Origin of the sequence: Cryobacterium sp. MDB2-A-1 (genome assembly GCF_004402675.1) — a bacterium.
GTDB lineage: Bacteria > Actinomycetota > Actinomycetes > Actinomycetales > Microbacteriaceae > Cryobacterium > Cryobacterium glucosi.
This window is the reverse complement of record NZ_SOFK01000028.1, coordinates 314082-330712: the sequence shown is the minus strand read 5'-3', so window position 1 is coordinate 330712 and position 16631 is coordinate 314082. Positions and strand designations below refer to the sequence as shown.

Annotated in this window: 21 protein-coding genes; 19 read left to right on the top strand and 2 right to left on the bottom strand. The window is 61.5% G+C overall.

Annotation, left to right across the window (positions count from 1 at the left end):
* Nucleotides 1-449: 449 nt before the first annotated feature.
* The 5 genes from E3O39_RS19865 to E3O39_RS10715 are packed head-to-tail and all read left to right on the top strand — an operon-like array spanning nucleotide 450 to nucleotide 5246.
* Nucleotides 450-905, top strand: coding sequence for a phage terminase small subunit P27 family (locus E3O39_RS19865; protein WP_134447753.1), 456 nt, complete (start codon nucleotides 450-452; stop codon nucleotides 903-905).
* 26 nt (nucleotides 906-931) lie between these two features.
* The gene (locus tag E3O39_RS10730) at nucleotides 932-2620 is read left to right on the top strand and encodes a terminase large subunit (RefSeq protein WP_134447751.1); all 1689 of its coding nucleotides are present in this window, start codon (nucleotides 932-934) and stop codon (nucleotides 2618-2620) included.
* Nucleotides 2621-2628: 8 nt separating this feature from the next.
* Entirely contained in the window at nucleotides 2629-2952 is a 324-nt protein-coding gene (locus tag E3O39_RS10725) for a hypothetical protein (protein ID WP_134447749.1), read from the top strand.
* A 9-nt stretch (nucleotides 2953-2961) separates the two neighbouring features.
* Nucleotides 2962-3186 (top strand): LSm family protein, encoded by a 225-nt coding sequence (locus tag E3O39_RS10720; RefSeq protein ID WP_134447747.1) that lies wholly within the window; start codon nucleotides 2962-2964, stop codon nucleotides 3184-3186.
* The gene (locus tag E3O39_RS10715; protein WP_134447745.1) at nucleotides 3183-5246 is read left to right on the top strand and encodes a phage portal protein; all 2064 of its coding nucleotides are present in this window, start codon (nucleotides 3183-3185) and stop codon (nucleotides 5244-5246) included. The genes E3O39_RS10720 and E3O39_RS10715 overlap by 4 nt, the downstream gene beginning before the upstream one ends.
* Here the strand turns inward: E3O39_RS10715 and E3O39_RS19860 are convergent.
* Together E3O39_RS19860 and E3O39_RS10705 are read right to left on the bottom strand one after the other, a co-directional pair.
* Complete coding sequence (locus tag E3O39_RS19860) at nucleotides 5226-5684, bottom strand: HNH endonuclease signature motif containing protein (protein ID WP_134447743.1); 459 nt, start codon at nucleotides 5682-5684, stop codon at nucleotides 5226-5228. The genes E3O39_RS10715 and E3O39_RS19860 overlap by 21 nt on opposite strands.
* Nucleotides 5685-5832: 148 nt before the next feature.
* A complete protein-coding gene (locus tag E3O39_RS10705; protein ID WP_134447741.1) occupies nucleotides 5833-6093 on the bottom strand; it encodes a hypothetical protein in 261 nt (86 codons plus the stop codon).
* Nucleotides 6094-6166: 73 nt separating this feature from the next.
* On the opposite strand from E3O39_RS10705, the gene E3O39_RS10700 reads away from it, so the two are divergent.
* From E3O39_RS10700 to E3O39_RS10640, 14 genes are all read left to right on the top strand, one after another.
* The gene (locus E3O39_RS10700) at nucleotides 6167-7072 is read left to right on the top strand and encodes a hypothetical protein (protein WP_134447740.1); all 906 of its coding nucleotides are present in this window, start codon (nucleotides 6167-6169) and stop codon (nucleotides 7070-7072) included.
* 72 nt (nucleotides 7073-7144) lie between these two features.
* Entirely contained in the window at nucleotides 7145-8371 is a 1227-nt protein-coding gene (locus tag E3O39_RS10695) for a phage major capsid protein (RefSeq protein ID WP_134447738.1), read from the top strand.
* Between the two features lie 66 nt (nucleotides 8372-8437).
* On the top strand, nucleotides 8438-8563 hold the full coding sequence (locus E3O39_RS19700; protein ID WP_255454111.1) for a hypothetical protein: 126 nt from the start codon (nucleotides 8438-8440) through the stop codon (nucleotides 8561-8563).
* Complete coding sequence (locus tag E3O39_RS10690; RefSeq protein WP_134447736.1) at nucleotides 8563-9123, top strand: hypothetical protein; 561 nt, start codon at nucleotides 8563-8565, stop codon at nucleotides 9121-9123. The genes E3O39_RS19700 and E3O39_RS10690 overlap by 1 nt, the downstream gene beginning before the upstream one ends.
* The gene (locus tag E3O39_RS10685) at nucleotides 9120-9488 is read left to right on the top strand and encodes a hypothetical protein (RefSeq protein WP_134447734.1); all 369 of its coding nucleotides are present in this window, start codon (nucleotides 9120-9122) and stop codon (nucleotides 9486-9488) included. The genes E3O39_RS10690 and E3O39_RS10685 overlap by 4 nt, the downstream gene beginning before the upstream one ends.
* 43 nt (nucleotides 9489-9531) lie before the next feature.
* Entirely contained in the window at nucleotides 9532-9801 is a 270-nt protein-coding gene (locus tag E3O39_RS10680) for a hypothetical protein (protein ID WP_134447732.1), read from the top strand.
* The gene (locus tag E3O39_RS10675; protein WP_134447730.1) at nucleotides 9801-10211 is read left to right on the top strand and encodes a hypothetical protein; all 411 of its coding nucleotides are present in this window, start codon (nucleotides 9801-9803) and stop codon (nucleotides 10209-10211) included. The genes E3O39_RS10680 and E3O39_RS10675 overlap by 1 nt, the downstream gene beginning before the upstream one ends.
* 63 nt (nucleotides 10212-10274) lie before the next feature.
* The gene (locus E3O39_RS10670; protein ID WP_134447728.1) at nucleotides 10275-11084 is read left to right on the top strand and encodes a hypothetical protein; all 810 of its coding nucleotides are present in this window, start codon (nucleotides 10275-10277) and stop codon (nucleotides 11082-11084) included.
* The gene (locus E3O39_RS10665; RefSeq protein WP_134447726.1) at nucleotides 11081-11416 is read left to right on the top strand and encodes a hypothetical protein; all 336 of its coding nucleotides are present in this window, start codon (nucleotides 11081-11083) and stop codon (nucleotides 11414-11416) included. The genes E3O39_RS10670 and E3O39_RS10665 overlap by 4 nt, the downstream gene beginning before the upstream one ends.
* 65 nt (nucleotides 11417-11481) lie before the next feature.
* Nucleotides 11482-11781, top strand: a complete 300-nt coding sequence (locus E3O39_RS10660) for a hypothetical protein (protein ID WP_134447724.1) — start codon at nucleotides 11482-11484, stop codon at nucleotides 11779-11781.
* Nucleotides 11781-14081, top strand: coding sequence for a phage tail tape measure protein (locus E3O39_RS10655; protein WP_134447722.1), 2301 nt, complete (start codon nucleotides 11781-11783; stop codon nucleotides 14079-14081). The genes E3O39_RS10660 and E3O39_RS10655 overlap by 1 nt, the downstream gene beginning before the upstream one ends.
* On the top strand, nucleotides 14081-14929 hold the full coding sequence (locus E3O39_RS10650; protein ID WP_134447720.1) for a hypothetical protein: 849 nt from the start codon (nucleotides 14081-14083) through the stop codon (nucleotides 14927-14929). The genes E3O39_RS10655 and E3O39_RS10650 overlap by 1 nt, the downstream gene beginning before the upstream one ends.
* A gap of 8 nt (nucleotides 14930-14937) precedes the next feature.
* Entirely contained in the window at nucleotides 14938-15909 is a 972-nt protein-coding gene (locus E3O39_RS10645) for a hypothetical protein (RefSeq protein WP_134447718.1), read from the top strand.
* A complete protein-coding gene (locus E3O39_RS10640; RefSeq protein ID WP_134447716.1) occupies nucleotides 15909-16625 on the top strand; it encodes a hypothetical protein in 717 nt (238 codons plus the stop codon). Before E3O39_RS10645 ends, E3O39_RS10640 begins: the two co-directional genes overlap by 1 nt.
* Nucleotides 16626-16631: the final 6 nt, after the last annotated feature.

Genomic DNA, 16631 nt, shown 5'->3' with positions numbered 1-16631 from the left:
GTTGCGGCACACTCGTCTACGGTGGCGGGCAATGCGACGAATGCCGAACACAGACACGCAAGGAAACAGAAGCGCGTCGAGGCACACGCTACAGCCGCGGGTACACAACCACATGGGCAGCACACGCAAAGAAGTTCCTGCGCTACCACCCAACATGCGAGTGCCCCGAATGTGAAGCGCTCCCCATGTGGAAGCGACAAGAAGCCACACAGGTCGACCACATCGACGGCCTCGGACCCAACGGACCACGCGGCTTCGACAACAACAACTTACAGGCGCTCTCAGCCTCACACCACTCGAGGAAGACCGCATCACGAGACGGCGGATTCGGCAACCCGAAGAGATCCGACTGACCCCCGGGTGGGGGTCGTCAATCTCTAGGAGAAAACTCACAGGGAACCGTGGGGGAGTCTTGTCTCGCGCGCTTCACTACGTCATAGGGGGGTCTTATGCCTCGGGCTACTGCTCCTGCTGCGTTGCGCCTTATTGGCGGCACTGGCAACGGTAAGGATTCGGGCGGTCGGACTGTAAAGCCGCCTCTTGATTTCAAGCGCATCCCCCCAGAGCCGCCTGACTGGTTGTCGCGTGAGGCGTTGGCCGAGTGGGAGCGTGTTGTTCCTGAGATGTCGCGTCTGGACATTCTCAAGCCGAGCGATCGGGCGGCTCTTGCGATCTATTGCGAGAACTGGGCGACGTTCGTTGAGGCTTCCCGGATCATCGCCAACGAGGGTCTGACGATCGAGGCGAAGCAGGGCACGCTCCCCCATCCTGCGGTTGGTATCGCTCGAGCTGCCGGCCGTGAGGCTCGTACTTGGGCTGGGCAGTTCGGTCTCACTCCCGCCGCGGAGAACGCGTTTAGTGCGAAGGAATCGCAACAGTCAGACGGGAACCCGTTTAGCGGGTAGATGGGCTGAGGTCACCGGAGGTTGTCATGGCGAAGGTTGACGACCTCGGCCTCTCTCCGGAGGCGCGCTGGTATTTGAAGGATCGCGGGTATGCGCTCCCTGATTGCCCGCCGCGCATTATGACCCCGGATCCTGGCCGCACTCGTGGGACGAAGTTTGACCCTGACCGTGTTGACCGGGTGCTTGCGGTGTTCAATGCACTCACTCACACGCAGGGTCGGCTTGCGGGGCAGCCGTTGCGGCTTGACCCGTGGCAGGTTGCGTATCTGATCATCCCGGTTTTCGGCTGGGTGAAGAAGAACGAGTTCGGTGAGTTCGTCCGGGTGATCCGGAATCTGTACATTGACGTTCCTCGCAAGCAAGGTAAGTCCACGCTCGCGGGTGGCATCGCGCTTTACATGGCTTTCGCTGATGGTGACCTTGGCGCGCAGGTGGTTACTGCTGCGACGACGGAGCGCCAGGCGGGGTTTGTGTTCAACCCGATCAAGATGTTGGCGGAGAAGTCGCCTATGTTGCGCGATCGGGTGAAGACGCATCAGAAGCGAATCATAATGCCGTCGACGGGCTCCTACGTGGAGGTAATCGCGTCTGCTGCCGACGCGCAGCACGGGCTCAACCTGTCCTGTGCTGTCGTTGACGAGTTGCACGTTCACAAGACGGGCGACTTGCTCCACACTCTTGAGACTGGTACGGGTTCGCGTACGCAGCCGCTCATTGCGATCATCACGACTGCCGACTCTGGCCGGCGTGAGACGATCTACGACCAGAAGCGCACCTATGTGGAGCAGTTGGCTCGTGGCGCGTTCAAGGATGAGTCGACGTATGGTGTCGTCTGGGCTGCGGATCCGCTCGCCGACCCGTTCGTCGAGTCAACGTGGAAGAGCGCGAATCCTGGGTATGGGGTTTCACCGACTGCGGGTTATCTCAAGTCGGCGGCGATCAAGGCGAAGAACAGCCCGGCTGAGCTTGCCGAGTTCCAACGCTTGCACCTTGGGTTGCGCACGAAGCAGGAAACGAAGTACATCGACATGGCGGTCTGGGACCGCAACACGTCGATGGTTTCTGAGCTCGAGTTGACCGGCCGGGAATGCTTCGGCGGTCTTGACCTTGCATCGACTTCTGACCTCAACGCATTGTGTTGGCTGTTCCCCTCTGAGGCGGGGTTTGACGCGATCTGGCGCATGTGGACTCCGGAGTCGAACCTTGTGAACCTTGATAAGAGGACTGCGGGTGCTGCGACGGTTTGGGTTCGTGAGGGTTTTCTGACTCTCACGCCGGGCAACGTGTCTGACTATGACTACATCCGGGCGCAGATCAACCGCGATCGGGAGAAGTTCGAGGTCCGCGGGATTGCGTATGACCCGTGGAATGCGCAGCAACTCACGAACGATCTCATGTCTGACAACGCGCCGATGGTTCTGACCCGTCAAGGTTTGGCCTCGTTGACCTCGCCTACCAAAGAACTGCAACGCGTTCTCCTCGAAGGCACTGAGGAACGGCCCATGTTGCGTCATGGTGGCAACCCTGCCGCCCGTTGGCAAGCAGACAACTTCACGGTGGCTATCGACGCTGCCGGCAACGTGAAGCCTGACAAGGGCAACGCGGCCGACAAGATCGACGCTATCGCCGCCCTGGTCAACGCTCTCTCGCTCGTGCTGGGTACGGAAGCCAAAAAGGTTAGCAAGTATGAAACCGAAGACCTCGCGGTCATCTAAGGAGCCTCGTGCCAAATCTCAATGACGCGCGGGTTGAAGGTCACGCCGAGATGTGCCAGGTCAGGGCTAACCCGATCGTGCCGCATGGCGTGAGGATGCGGCAGCTGGGCGATCTGCGCTACTGCACGCACGGGCGCGTTCAGGTCGTCGTCAAGTCTTACGGACGGATGGCTGGTCCGGGGACTTGGGACTGGGCCGACATATCCAAGCTATTCGATCGCCGCATGTACAACACGGCCCGCCAGTTACTCGATGCCGAGCTTGAATCGCACGCACCATCCGGCCCACCAAGAGATCTGAACCCCGAGTTTCTGCGCCGACAAAACAACTAAGGAGTCCACATGGGCAAGGACAGACTGCTCAAGCAGCTCCTACGTGAACGTTTCGTGGTCACCCTGCGCACTGGTGAGTCGTTCGACGGCTTGCTTGTGGATGCTGACGAGAAGACCGTTCGCATGGTGGATGCGTTCGCGCTTACGGACGCCGGCCGCAAGGTTGTTGACGGCGAGTTGTTCGTTCCGCGCTCAGAAATCGTGTACTTGCAGAGGCCGGGGGTTGCCGCGTGATTGTGTCCAACGGTTCGGTGCTGGGGTTCGCCCCGCAGGCTCTCGGCGAGACGACCCCGACGCTCAGTAACGGCTACTTTTACGCTGATACTGGCATGTTCCTGGCTAACAAGTTCGCGACGTATGCGGCCTTGTACTCTGCCCAGCCGGTGGTGACGACGCTCGTTGACAAGATCGCGAGTTCGCAGGCACGGCTCAAGCTCAAGGTCTGGGATGAAGCCCCGGCGACGGGCAAGGTTGAGGACACGGAATCGGATTACGCGAAGCTGATCGCCAGCCCGTGCGATCAGATGTCTACGTTCAACTTCTACCGGTGGACAACCTCGACGTATGAGGTTTTCGGTGAGGCGTTCTGGTACAAGCAGCGCGCAGGCAAAGACATGGCTGGTCGCCCAACTGGCAAGGTTGTAAACCTTCTGCCGATGCACCCTTCCCGTGTGGCTGTCCACCGTGACGCTGCCGGCCAGGTGGAGTACATCTTCACGCTGGGTGTCGCGTCCGCTGGTATCTTGCACGCGCCGTCTAACGATGTCGTGGCGTTCCTGCGATACAATCCCGAGTCTTTGATGCGCGGCCTGTCTCGCCTCGAGCCCCTGCGTTCGACCCTCGTGAACGAGGACGCCAGCCGGCGCGCGACGACATCGTTCTGGAACAAGGGCGCACGTCCGGGCATGATCATCACGCACCCGGGCGAGCTTTCCCAGAATGCCAAGGATCGGCTCAAGGCGTCGTCGGATGCGCGTCACGGTGGGGCCGATAACGTCGGTTCGACCATGATCCTCGATGAGGGCATGACTGCCGCTCCGGTGCAGCTCACGAACGATGAGATGCAGTACATCGATTCGCGCAAGATGAACATGCAAGAGGGCTGCATGGTCTACGACGTGCCCCCGCCCGTGGTCCACATCCTCGATCATGCGACGTTCTCGAACATCACCGAGCAGATGCGGTCGATGTATCGGGACACGATGACCCCGCGCCTCGAAGATTTCGAGTCCGTGGTTGACTTCGCCCTGCGCCCCGAGTTTTTCCCCATTGGCCAGCGTGTCGCACGGTATGACATGACTGATGTTCTCCGTGGTGACTTCGAGACTCGTGCAGATAAGGCCGTAACTTTGCGGAACTCGGGAATCTTCACCGGCAATCAGGCGCTCGAGCTGGTGGGGCATCCGATGTCGGATGATCCTGAGATGGACAAGCTTTACGCGAATGCCGCCCTCGTCCAGTTGGGCACGCCGTCACAGCGTGTTTCCATCACGGAGGCGGCTACTCCTTCACCCGCTATGGACGCCGAGGCGTCTGCTGCGGCGTCGGGAGCGGATGCTGCGGCGGCTGGTGCGTCCAACCTGTCCAAGGCTGTTACGCGGTCACTGAACGGCTACCTATCGCGCAAGGCGACGACGAAGGATCTGCGCGCCGGCCTGGTTGCGGGTCATCAGTCGGAGTTGGATAAGTTCTTCGGCAAGCAGCGCGAGTCGGTGAAGTCGGCGGTGGGTAAGAAGTCGGCTGGTGCGTTCGATCCCGAAGCTTGGGACGGCGACCTGACGACGATCCTGCACTCACTGTCTGAGGCTACGGCTAAGGCGATCGGCGCGAAGGTTGCGGCGGATCTTGGTGGACGGTATGACGGCGGCGACATTGCCGAGTACCTGACGGCCAATGCGAAGTCAACGGCCCAGAGCATCAACCAGACTACGGCGGATCAGATCGCTAAGGCGCTCGCGAGGGCTGCCGAGTCGGAGGAATCGGAAGATCCCGAAGATGCGATCGATGGCTTGTTCGACGGCGAGATTGCGGCGCGGTCGAATCAGATCAGCCTCACTCGTGTCGCTGTGATCGGCGGTCTGGCTGCACTCGTAGCTGCGCGCCTGTCGAAGGCGAAGACGAAGATGTGGGTTGTCACCTCTGGCAAGCCCCGCGCTTCTCACGCATCGATGAGCGGCGAAACCGTCGAACTCAACACACTGTTCTCCAATGGGATGAACGGTCCTGGCGACTACTCCGGTGGCGCTGACGAAGTGGCGGGTTGCTCGTGCGACCTATCCTTTAGTACTGACTAGGGCCGCACGGCGCTTTCTGTTGTACTCCTGCGACTTGGGATAGGCGCATGCCTTACAGATGCGATAACCCCGCCTTGGCATGTAGGTGTTCTCGCTCCACGGGTGGCCGTTGGGGCAGTTGGGAACTTCCGCCACGCGAGAGATCATCCCGCGGGTTGAGTTCTCTTCGGGTGTGACGATTTCAAGGTGAGCGGGGTTGACGCAGGATCGCACGCGGCATAGGTGGTCCAGCACCATTCCATTTGGGATGGTGCCCTTGGCCCACCGGTATGCGACCACGTGAGCGCCCAGATTCCGCGAGCCTTCCCCGCCAATGCGGAATCTGCCATACCCGTAGCTGCTCGTGCTGCTGGTCCAGATCCAACACTCGCCCGACTTGTTGACCTTGGCCCAGAACCGGGCCTCAGCCGTTCCGTTCTGTCCTTCAATCTCACTCATTTCAAACCCTTCTTCGCGTATCGCTCGAGAAACTTGCGGATCTCTTCGGACAGTATCTCGCCGCGTGCATCGGCGGCAGCTTGGGCCGCTTCCCAGAGCGCGTCAGACGTGCGCAGGGCGCGGGGCCGCATGGCCGGTCGGCTCATACTCACAGCCCCCATGAATTGTTCGCGGCGACCGCGGCGATTGCCTCGCGGCGAGTGTCGAAAGTGCCGAGGTTCTTGCCGTCCTGAGCAACGGCTTTCCACGCGTCTCGGTACGCTCCGCCTCGGACGGAGGGGTTATCGCGGCGAGTCTTGCGGGTGGAGCCAAGATAGTGCTCGCCGCGGTAAACGCGGCACTTCCCGGCGGCGTTGTCGATGCGGAAGGTGAGCGGCTGGCGGCTTTTGCTGTTCTGTGTCGTTGTCATATCTATATTCTAAGCCCAACGTATTACTTTTGTCAATACGCTTGGAGATCAATTCTCGAAGGAAGGCCAACCAATGCGCGTTGAACATAAGGATGCAACGATCACCCCCACGGGTGCGGATAACGACTTCCCCGGCACGTTCGAGGTCATCCTCTCTGCACCCACCCTCGATAGGGACGGCGACACGCTCGGCTCGGACGAGTGGAAGACCCCGCTGCCCGAGAAGATAACGTTCGACAGCGACCACGGGATGTCAGTCGCAACGACCGTCGGCTCTGGCGTCCCGAGCATCAATGAGGCGGGCCAGCTCGTCGTGTCGGGAACGTACTCGAGTCTCCCCCGCGCGCAGGAAGTTCGGACGCTCGTCAACGAGGGCCACATCAACACGACGTCGGTGGCGTTTATGACGCTCCCGAAAACGTCGAAGGATGCGAAACCGCAGCGGGAACTTCTCAACGGGGCGTTCGTGGCGATCCCGTCGAACCGGGAAGCGCTCGTGCTGTCCTCGAAGTCGGGCGCGCGCAACAGCAAGACGGATGCGGCGGCAGTCCAGGGTATCCACGACCACGCGGCCATGCTCGGCGCTGACTGTGCCGGCGCGAAGGCTTACGCCCAGAAGGACGGTATGCCCGCTGACGAAGACCAGGCCGACCCCGTCGCACTGGTTCTCGGCGTTGACGCCGCACTCGATGAGGCCATTGAGGCGTTCGCGTCCGTTGACCTTTCCACTTTGCCCGCTGAGATTCAGCAGGGCATTGCACTCGTTCAGGCCGCTTCGGTGACCATTGACGAGTTCCTAGATGTGGTCGGAATCCCCGACCCAGATGAGAACGCCGAACCTGCCGCCGAAGTTGAGCCTGCCGCCGCCGCTGAGAAATCTGCCGCCGCCGTCGCCGAGACCAAAGCCGCTGATGAAGCCGAATCGGAAGCAGTAACGGCCGCGTTCGTTGATCTGTACGCGGACACCCTCATCCCATAACTCCACTTTTAGCACGGAGCCCTGACACATGTCGGGGCTTTTTTTGTGCCCATTTCTGAAAGGAACTACCCAATGACTTCTGTCATCGAAGCCCAGTCGGGCATCGCGAACGTTGGCGTCAAGGCCAAAAACGTTCAGGCCGACTCCACCCTCACCAACGCCGAGAAGATGACGCGCCTCGACGCGCTCACCCTCGAGGCCAAGGGGTTCAAGGATGCCATCGCAATCCACGACGCGGCCAACCGCCTCATGGGTGGCGCTGAGGCCGCACCCGAGGCCAAGAGCGAGCAGCACGTTGAGACTCGCGGGTTCGCCCGTCAGGTCATCGACTCTGCCGCGTACAAGTCCATGCTCTCCGGTTCGCGTTTCGCGCAGATCGACGTGAAGGCAGCCGCGACCATCGACGAGGGAATCATCCCCGCCTTCTCCGGTGGTGCTGGTCTCGCTGGCCAGCTCAACGCCCCGCAGCTCCTGCCCGGCATCGTGCCCATCCGGTTCCAGCCGCTGACCGTCGCGGATCTTATCGCACAGGGCACCACGTCTGCAACCTCCGTGAGCTACGTCATTGAGGCCGCATTCCAGGACCTCACCGGAGTCGTCGCCGAGAAGGGCGCGATCCCGCAGCTCGACCTCACCCTGACCCGTCGTCAGGACAACGTGTCGAAGATCGCGAACATCTCGAAGGTCACCGTCGAAATGTTCCAGGACGCCGAGCAGTTCCAGGCGTACCTCCAGAACCGCATGGTCTTCGGCCTCCAGCGCAAGGAAGAGCAGCAGCTCCTCAACGGCACGGGCACCACGCCCGAACTTCAGGGTCTGCTCAACCGCGCCGGGCTTGCCGCAGCGATCACGACCACGGCGGGCCTCACCGCCGCGAAGATCATGGAAGGCATTTTCAACCAGATCACCGCCCTGCGCTCGGTCTCGTTCGTTGAGCCGGACGCGATCCTGATCAACCCGCTCGACTGGCAGACCATCCGTCTCGGCAAGGATGGCCAGCAGCAGTACTACGCAGGTGGCCCGTTCACCGGCGCGTACGGCAACGCAGGCCCGTCCAACGTGTCGAACCTTTGGGGCGTGAAGACGGTCATCACGACCGCCATCGCACAGGGCACCGCGTTCGTCGGTGGCTTCCAGGAATGCGCGCAGATCTTCCGCCGCAACGGTGTCGTGCTCGACATGACCAACTCGAACAACAACGACTTCGAGACGGACATGATCACGCTGAAGGCTGAGGAAAGGCTTGCCCTGAGCGTGATCCGTCCCGCCGGATTCGGCAAGGTCCTGCTCACCGCGTAACCCGCATCACCCGGTGGGGCTGGTCTTCGGACTGGCCCCACCCCCAACACTTGAAGGGAGAACAACATGGCACCCACCGATTTCGTTTCGGACTACGAAGAGCTGACCGGGAAGCCCCGCGTCGAGGTCAAGGTCGTCAAGGCCCCGGAGCCCACCCCGATCTTCGACGCGACCACCGCTGAGGTCAAGTAATGGCCGCCCTCGCCACGCCCGCCCAACTGGCGGCATTCTTGCAGCAGCCCCTCGCGGCTGACGACGCTTCGGCGATTCTCATGCTGGACATCGCGTCGGGCATGGTGAGGGATTTCATGCAACTCACGCTTGACCCCGTGATCAACGATGTCGTGCTGATCGATCCGCTCGCCGGGTATGTGGCGCTACTCCCCGAAACCCCCGTGACATCCGTGTCCCTGCTCGAGACGTTCGATGGCACCGTGTGGACCACGGTGGACCCGGCAACGTACACCGTTTCCAAACGGCTCGGGATGATCTCAGCCAACCCGAACACTGGCTTTCACTGGCCGTCTGCGCCTGAGTCGTGGCGGGTCACTTACTCGCACGGGTTCGCGGTGATGCCGATGTCCATTGTCGGTGCTGTCCTCGGTGCTGCAGCTCGTGCGTACTCATCCCCAGCCGGTATTGACCTTGAGCGGATCGGCGGTTACCAGGTGAAGTACGGCATGGAGGCTGATGGGTTCTCGAGCATTGAGCGCAAGGGGTTGGCACGCTACATGAATCCGCGGATCGCATGAGCCTGAACCAGCTTTTAACGCAGCCGCTCAGCGTGCAAACAATGGGTGCACCAACGAAGGATGCTTACGGCGACGAGATCCCCGGTGGCCTTGGTACCCCGTTCGTCGTGCTGGGGTTCCTTGAGCAGAAGGCCAGCGTTGAGTTTCAGGCCGACCGCGACACGACCGTCTCGGATTGGGTTGCCCACATGCGGGTGACCCGTTTGAGCGGTGCTACATGGATTCCAACACTGATCGGCCACCTTGATCAGATCACATTCCAGGGCCAATTGTTCCAGGTGAACGGTGTACCCGAGCACGCGTACAACCCGCGCTTGCAAGCCGTGTCTCATCTCATCTGCAAGCTGGTGGCGATCAGTGGCTAGCGGCGACGTAACCCTCACGCTAAATCCAGACGTTGAGGCCGAGGTGGCAAAACTGGTTGCGGATGGTGACGAGCCCTTCGCCGTTGCAACACAGATCGCATCGGTGGCCCGCTCGAATGCCCCCGAGTCGTCGGGCGATTATGGGGCCAGCATTGTCGCGGAGAAGACGAAGGGTGGCGCTCGCGTCTACTCGTCCAGCGACCATGCGGCGCATGTTGAGTTCGGCGTTCCGAGCCAGGGGCAGGCGGCGCACTTCACTTTCCGGCGCGCTGCTGACGCGCTCGGGCTCACGTTCAAGAAGAAGGGCGGCTAATGCCGAATCCTGTCTACGTGCTCCCCGACGCGGTGCTCGCGACGATCCAATACCTGCGCACGATCCCCGAGCTAACCACCCTCATCGACTCGACGCACATCGTGACGGAAATCCCGAGCGCCCCGACCTACCCGTACATCGTCGTGCAGCTTGGCGGCGGTAACGGGATCTGGCCGGCGCTGGGCAATCCGGCGTTGCAGATCGATTCCGTTGGCGGTTCTAAGCAACTGTGCGGGCAGATAGCGCGCACCGTGCAGGCCGCTGTGTGGGCTGTGGCGAACGATCGCGTGCCCGCTGGTGTCCTCGTATCGGGCACAGAGGAGATGGGCGCCAGTTGGCTTCCAGACACAATTCCTAACCCACCCTTGCCCCGGTACGTCGCCCGGTATCGCCTACTCACCCACCCGTAACCCAACCCTCTCTAAGCCTCCGATCCGGGGGCTTATTCGTCGTGTCTCGAAAGGACAAACATCATGGCTCCTGCTAACAACGCCAGCCAGGTCCGGGTCCCCGGATCGGGCCGGATCTGGAAGGCCCCACTTGGGACCGCCATCCCGGCCGACTCGACCACTGCGCCCGGCGCGGGTTTTGTTGAGCTCGGTTTCTGCACCGACGGCTTCGTAGCCAAGCAGGACTACAAGACCAAAGACGTGACGGTGTGGCAGGCGCTCGAGCCCGTGCGCACCATTCCTACCGCGCTGGTTCGATCGTTCACGTTCGAGCTCCAGCAGACGAACAAGGACACCCTGGGTCTGGCATGGGGCGGCGCTGCAATCACCGCCAACGCGACCAGCATCGGCACGGCAACCATCGCGATCACGACCGGTGTTGTCACGTCCTCGGTCGCACACGGACTCAACGTCGGCGACCCGTTCCAGTTCCAGGGGCTCACGGGTGCAACCCCGTTCGTCGTCGGAACCACGTACTACGTCCTGACCGCCCCGACTGGAACAACCCTGACCCTCGCGGCCACGGTCGGCGGCGCACTCATTGCCCCGACGATCGCGGGCACGGCCACTGGTTTCGTCAAGGTGACCGGCTCCTACTCGCTCGCGATTCCCGACGCAGCGTCTGTGGCAAACTTCATGCTGATCATCGACTGGTCTGATTCCGTGATCTCGCAGCGCATCATCATCCAGCGCGCCGCACTGACCTCGCTGCCCACGGTGAAGTTCAGCCGGCAGGATTCCATCTCCTATGCGATGGAAGTTCAGGCACTCGCGTCCATCGATGGCACCAAGTCCGTCCTTGTGTACGGCGTCGATCAGGCGGTCGGCTATTGAGCATCCTGAGCGAGGCACCCGCAGGTGCAAACGTCCTCGACCTTGGTGCGGCTCGTGTCGCCCGTGCTGAGGCTCGTGCTGCTGCCGGTCTGGCGAACCCGTACATCAAGCTCGCTGCTGGGTTCGTGGAGGTGCGCGCAGAGTTCGACATCGGCGCGGTTATCGACTTCCAGGCGGAGAACATCAAGGGCGGATTGACCAAGCTGCTCGTGGACCCTGCCGACGTGGACGCGCTGATCAACGACGGCCTGTCTGCCGCTGATCTGAAAGCGATCACGGAGTTCGTGACGGGTTCGACGCTGGGGGAATCCTCGGCCTCGCCCACACTCTAGAGACAGAGTGGGGGCCACTCGAGGCCGATTTCACCCGGTTCTACGGGACTGATTTACGGCTGGCCGTGTGGGGTGAGCAGGCGTGGGGTGTCCGCCGCCTGCTCACCCACATCAAGGGCCTGCCGCCTGACTCGGCTTATGTCCGGTCGCAGATGAAGTCCCCGCTCGGTTGGGGCAACGACGTGGAGATGTTGGCGACCGTCGTTGATTCGGTGCGCTACCTGACAGACCTGTTTATCTCGGCCAATTCGGAGAGCAAGCAGGACCCGTCTCCTCGTGTCCCGCGCCCGTATGAGGCAGCTCTTGAACCGGTCAAAGCCCCGACTATTCAGCTTTCGCAATTCGCTTCAATGATGGAGGACTAATGGCCGGGACGCTTTCAGCCGGGCAGGTTTCCCTCGGGGTAAAACCTGACGCTACCGGATTCGGTGCCGCCCTCTCGGCGGCGGTCAAGGGCGAGTCTGCGGGCATTGGCGGGGCGCTTGGTGGCGTCCTTATGACTGGGCTCAAAACGTTCGCCGCACCCCTCGCAGCCCTTGGTGCGGGCCTGTCAATCAAGCACATCGTGGACGACTCGACCAAGGCGTTCATGGACCTTACCGGTTCGGTGAAGGTGTTGCAGCGGGTGGCGGGTGGAAGCATCGAACAGGTGTCAGGTTTGCGCGGCGCAATGCAACTCGCCGGGGTCGACTCTGACAACGCATCGGGTGCGCTGACGATCTTCTCGAAGAACCTTGGGCTTGCTCATGGGGACGCGGCGAAGACGGCGGAGATGACCGCGAAACTCGGCACGTCATTCTTGGACGCGGCGGGCAATGTCAAGCCGATGTCGGACTTGCTGCCCGGTCTGGCTGACAAGTTCAAGACCATGCCCGAGGGTGCCGAGAAGGTGGCACTGGCAACGCAGCTCTTCGGCCGCTCTGGCGCGCAGATGATCCCGTTCCTGAATAAGGGTTCGGAGGGCATCGGGGCGCTGACCGAGAAGGCCAAGACGATGGGCCTGGTTATCGATGACGTTGCGGCAAATGCGTTTGTCAACGCGAAGGTGTCGGCGCGCAACTTCGACGCAGCAAATCAGGGGTTGAAAGTAACCCTCGGTGGCGAGCTAGTCCCAGTTCTCACGTCTGTTCACAACGTATTCCGCAACGCAATGACCCCGGCCATTGAGGCAGTCACGCATGTTTTGCAGGATCACCGTGGCGAGTTCCTCAAGGTTGCTGGGGTAATCGACGGGTTCGGGCAGAAGGTTGCGCCCGTCGCAACCAACGCTTTTACCTTCATCGGGAACGCCGTGCATGGTCTGTCTGACCTGCTCATCAAGGGCGATTTCTCCGAGTCGTTCCGTAAGGCATTCCACGTCGAGGAAGATTCGCCGCTCGTGTCGTTCTTGCTCAAAGCGCGGGATGCCGCTATTGGGGTGGGCGCAACATTCAAGCCGGTATTTGACGGCGTGATGCAGGTTTTCGCAAGCCTCGGCCCCGTGCTCATGCCGCTGCTCCCCCAGGTTCTCGGGTTGGCGTCATCGTTCTCGCCGTTACAACTGATTCTCAAGGTCATTGCGCCGATCATGCCAGCGATCATCTCAGCGCTGACGGCTCTCGGCCAGACTATCGGGGGCGTGCTTGCTACCGCGTTGCCTCTCGTGGTCGGCCTTGTCGGTTCGCTGGTCGAAGCGCTCTCGGGTGCTATGGCCCAGATCCTGCCCGTGGTTGTTTCGCTAGTGCAGATGCTCGCTGATGCGTTTATCAGCATCCTCCCCACGATCCTCGGCCTGTCGCAAACGCTCTGGAGCTTGACGGCCACGGTCATCCCAATTGTCATTCAGGTCATCTCGGCGCTGATCCCCGTGTTTGCTGCGCTGATCCCACCGATCTTGCAGATTGTCACGACGGTCATCACTGCGCTAATGCCCGTCATCGTTATCGTCATCAACCTGTTCGTGCAGCTCGTCCAGTTCATTATGCCCGTACTGATCCCGGTCATTCAGGTTCTCGGCGCGATCATCACCGTCGTCTTCCAGGCGATCGGAAACATCGTGTCGTGGCTGCTGACATCGATCATCATCCCGGTGGTCGGCTTCATCATCCTGTACGTGCAGGCAATGGCGGCTGTATATACGTGGCTATGGCAGAACATCATCAGCCCCGTGTTCCAGGCCATCGGCGCGATCTTCACTTGGCTATGGAACACGATGATCATGCCGGTGATCAACTTCATCATCGGCGGGATTCACACTCTCTCTGACGTGATCAACACGGTGTTCGGTGCGATCGGCGGCATCGTCACGGGCGCGTTCTCCGGGGTCGAGTCGGTGGTGCGTGGAATCTTCAACACGATCATCGGCCTCGTAAACGGGGTCATTGATGGGCTGAACGGTGCGGGCGATCTGGCACGCACCCTCACCAATGGCGCGGTGAACATTCACCTCGGCCACATCCCCCAGCTCGCTGAGGGTGGCATTGTCCCGGCGACTCCTGGTGGGCGTCTGGTGCGTGTTGCTGAGGGTGGGCAGGACGAGATTATTGGCCCGCTTGACAAGGTGCGCGCGACCCTCGGCGGCGGCACTGAGGGCAAGGGCGACACGTACAACATCTACGAGGCGATCTCGCCGCGGGCTACTGCAATGCAGGTTGCTCGCCGGCAGAACGCGATTGGGGCTGTCTGATGGCTGTTCCTCTTGCGCTCTCGTACGTGTCCATCGGCGCTGTGAACCTCACCTCGCGGGAAGATTCCGGGGTCGAATGGATCCTTGAGGACTTCAAGGGGTGGGGTTCACCGGCTGGTTCGTTGAAGCCGACACGGAAGCCACGCCAGCCGGGAGCATGGGGCGGCTTGTCCTATTCGGGCGAGCGTCCCATGACCCTCAAGGGAACGTGTATCGCCCCGACTGCCGCGCTTGCCTCGGATGCGCTGGACCGACTCATTGATTCGGTGTCGTTGGATTCGATGCTGTTTGCGGTGGTCGAGTCTGGCCGGTCCCGCTGGTGCAACGTTCGCCGTGATGGTGACGTGCTGCCGGTGTGGATCGGTGCGACGGCGTTCACATATTCGGTGCAGGTTGTCGCCTTGGATCCGCGCAAACTCGGCGCAACCCTCACCGCGTCAACGGCGCTCCCGTCAACTACGGGCGGTCTGACAATCCCGTACACGATCCCGTACAGCATCAACGCCGTGCAGGTCACGGGTCAGATCAGCCTCACGAACGTGGGCAATGTTGCGGGTCCGGTGACGGCGCGTATCGATGGACCGTGTGTCGGCCCGATCATCACCCATTTGGGCACAGGGATTGCGCTGGTGTTCTCGTCGTCGCTGGTCCTGAACGCGGGCGAATGGCTGGACCTCAATTACGAGAAGCGGCAGGTGCTCGCCAACGGGCAGTCGTCGCGTAACGGGTACATCACATCTCGAGGCTGGTCTGCCTTCGACCCCGGACAAAACACATGGAGCTTTACGGCGGCGAGCTATACGGCTGGCGCTCAACTCACAATCACGGCCATGTCGGCTGACAAATAGGAGACTTCATGGTCAACACGATTTATCCAGTAGATGCCGCAGCGGGCGCACCTTCTTATGGCGGGCGGATGTTGCGTCAAGTGAACGCGGTTGCGTTTGCCGGCGCAACGTCTGCTCGTCCCCTTGGGGGGCGTTCAGGCGTGCGTCCCGGCACGTCTACCTCGACGGTAAGCGCAACGTCTACGACTTGGACGTGTGGCGCGTTCTCTGGTGTCGCGGATCTTGAGGCAGCGGCCGAGTCGGGCATGGTGACGTTCTCGTTTGATGCCATTCAGACTGGTTCGATAACGGCGGCGAGTGCGTCTATTGCCCGCCAGGATCTCATCTATGTGCAGCTCGACATCCCTGTCGAGGATGGTTCCACGGTCCCGGTTGCGACGGTCAAATACATTGCGGGCACGGTCGCGGCCACTGACCCCGCGCTTCCCGTGTCGCGCGCATTCCCAATTGCGCGCATCAACGTGCCCGTGTCTGGTGGTGGCTCTCCGACCGTGACGTGGATCGCCCCGTATGCGGTCGCGGCTGGTGGCATCATCCCGTGCCCGTCATCGGCTTCGTACCCGGCATCCCCGTACAAGGGCCAGATGGTTTATGACATCTCGCTCAACAGTGTGTGGATTCACAACGGGACAACATGGAAGCCGCTTGCGGCAGAAGCAACAACGGCAACGGTTCTCGCCGGGTTCGCTTCCGGTTGGTCTGCTGGCGCGCAGATGACGTTCTCGAAGCGTGCGGGAATGGTTGTCGCACAGATCAATGCTGTCAAGGGCACCGCGATCACGGCGAATGAGTGGATCGGAACATGCCCGTCAGGTTTCGCGCCTGAGACTGTGGTCCGTGGCGGTGCAGCGTACTTCGGTTCTGGTGAGTCTGGGGCGTTCGAGATCCGGGCGAATGGTGACATTTTCACCTTGTTCCCTGCGGCCACGGGTGCGACACAGATCCACGGTTCCGTCAGTTACTACCGGTCGGCTCAGTAATGCGCACGATCGACGATGTTGAGGCGTATGCCCGCGCTCACCCCACCAACGCGAGCGTAAACAACGGCTCCTGGCACAACTGGTGCGAGGCGTTCGTGTACCGTGCGGGTGGGTTCACTCGCAGCTTCGACACGGCCACCCTCGCGGGCGATGCGTCCGGCGATATGTCGCAAGGTCCGGCACCACGCGGCGCTCTGCACTGGTGGGGAACTGGCGAGGGTCACGTTGGTTTCGAGCTTGGCGGCGGGTTGATCCTCATGGCCTCCAACGGCGCTACGACGTGGTGGGGCAACGCGATGGGCACGGCAACGCTTGCCGAATACCACGCCGCGAAACCGACCCCCACCTATCGCGGGTGGACGCTCCTGCATGGCACCGAGACCCTGGCCGCACCGAGTTTCGCGGCCCTCGCTGTCACCCCAATCGCAACTATTCCACCGACCCCGAAGGACGATGACGTGACCGTTTATCTGAAACCGACCGACAACTCCAGCCCCCTCGCGGATGGCATCTCGCGCATCTGGACCGATTACCGCACTATCGCGGGCATCGACTACGCCGACGTGTGGGGCGTCGATGGCAACGGCACCGCACGCCGGCTGACCGCCGTCCAGTGGCGGATCCTCAATGCGCTACCCAAGGAGGCGATCACCCTCAACGTGGTCGAACTCACCGGCAACGAGCTCGAACAGATCGTCTACGCACCGAGCTTCTAGGAGGCC

What these genes read in the sequence shown, in the direction of transcription:
- E3O39_RS10690 (WP_134447736.1), top strand. Translation starts at nt 8,563, where the DNA reads ATGGCCGCCCTCGCCACGCCCGCCCAACTGGCGGCATTCTTGCAGCAG.
- E3O39_RS10670 (WP_134447728.1), top strand. Translation starts at nt 10,275, where the DNA reads ATGGCTCCTGCTAACAACGCCAGCCAGGTCCGGGTCCCCGGATCGGGC.
- E3O39_RS10730 (WP_134447751.1), top strand. Translation starts at nt 932, where the DNA reads ATGGCGAAGGTTGACGACCTCGGCCTCTCTCCGGAGGCGCGCTGGTAT.
- E3O39_RS10720 (WP_134447747.1), top strand. Translation starts at nt 2,962, where the DNA reads ATGGGCAAGGACAGACTGCTCAAGCAGCTCCTACGTGAACGTTTCGTG.
- E3O39_RS19865 (WP_134447753.1), top strand. Translation starts at nt 450, where the DNA reads ATGCCTCGGGCTACTGCTCCTGCTGCGTTGCGCCTTATTGGCGGCACT.
- E3O39_RS10695 (WP_134447738.1), top strand. Translation starts at nt 7,145, where the DNA reads ATGACTTCTGTCATCGAAGCCCAGTCGGGCATCGCGAACGTTGGCGTC.
- E3O39_RS10640 (WP_134447716.1), top strand. Translation starts at nt 15,909, where the DNA reads ATGCGCACGATCGACGATGTTGAGGCGTATGCCCGCGCTCACCCCACC.
- E3O39_RS10700 (WP_134447740.1), top strand. Translation starts at nt 6,167, where the DNA reads ATGCGCGTTGAACATAAGGATGCAACGATCACCCCCACGGGTGCGGAT.
- E3O39_RS19860 (WP_134447743.1), bottom strand. Translation starts at nt 5,684, where the DNA reads ATGAGTGAGATTGAAGGACAGAACGGAACGGCTGAGGCCCGGTTCTGG.
- E3O39_RS10650 (WP_134447720.1), top strand. Translation starts at nt 14,081, where the DNA reads ATGGCTGTTCCTCTTGCGCTCTCGTACGTGTCCATCGGCGCTGTGAAC.
- E3O39_RS10685 (WP_134447734.1), top strand. Translation starts at nt 9,120, where the DNA reads ATGAGCCTGAACCAGCTTTTAACGCAGCCGCTCAGCGTGCAAACAATG.
- E3O39_RS10655 (WP_134447722.1), top strand. Translation starts at nt 11,781, where the DNA reads ATGGCCGGGACGCTTTCAGCCGGGCAGGTTTCCCTCGGGGTAAAACCT.
- E3O39_RS10645 (WP_134447718.1), top strand. Translation starts at nt 14,938, where the DNA reads ATGGTCAACACGATTTATCCAGTAGATGCCGCAGCGGGCGCACCTTCT.
- E3O39_RS10705 (WP_134447741.1), bottom strand. Translation starts at nt 6,093, where the DNA reads ATGACAACGACACAGAACAGCAAAAGCCGCCAGCCGCTCACCTTCCGC.
- E3O39_RS19700 (WP_255454111.1), top strand. Translation starts at nt 8,438, where the DNA reads ATGGCACCCACCGATTTCGTTTCGGACTACGAAGAGCTGACCGGGAAG.
- E3O39_RS10675 (WP_134447730.1), top strand. Translation starts at nt 9,801, where the DNA reads ATGCCGAATCCTGTCTACGTGCTCCCCGACGCGGTGCTCGCGACGATC.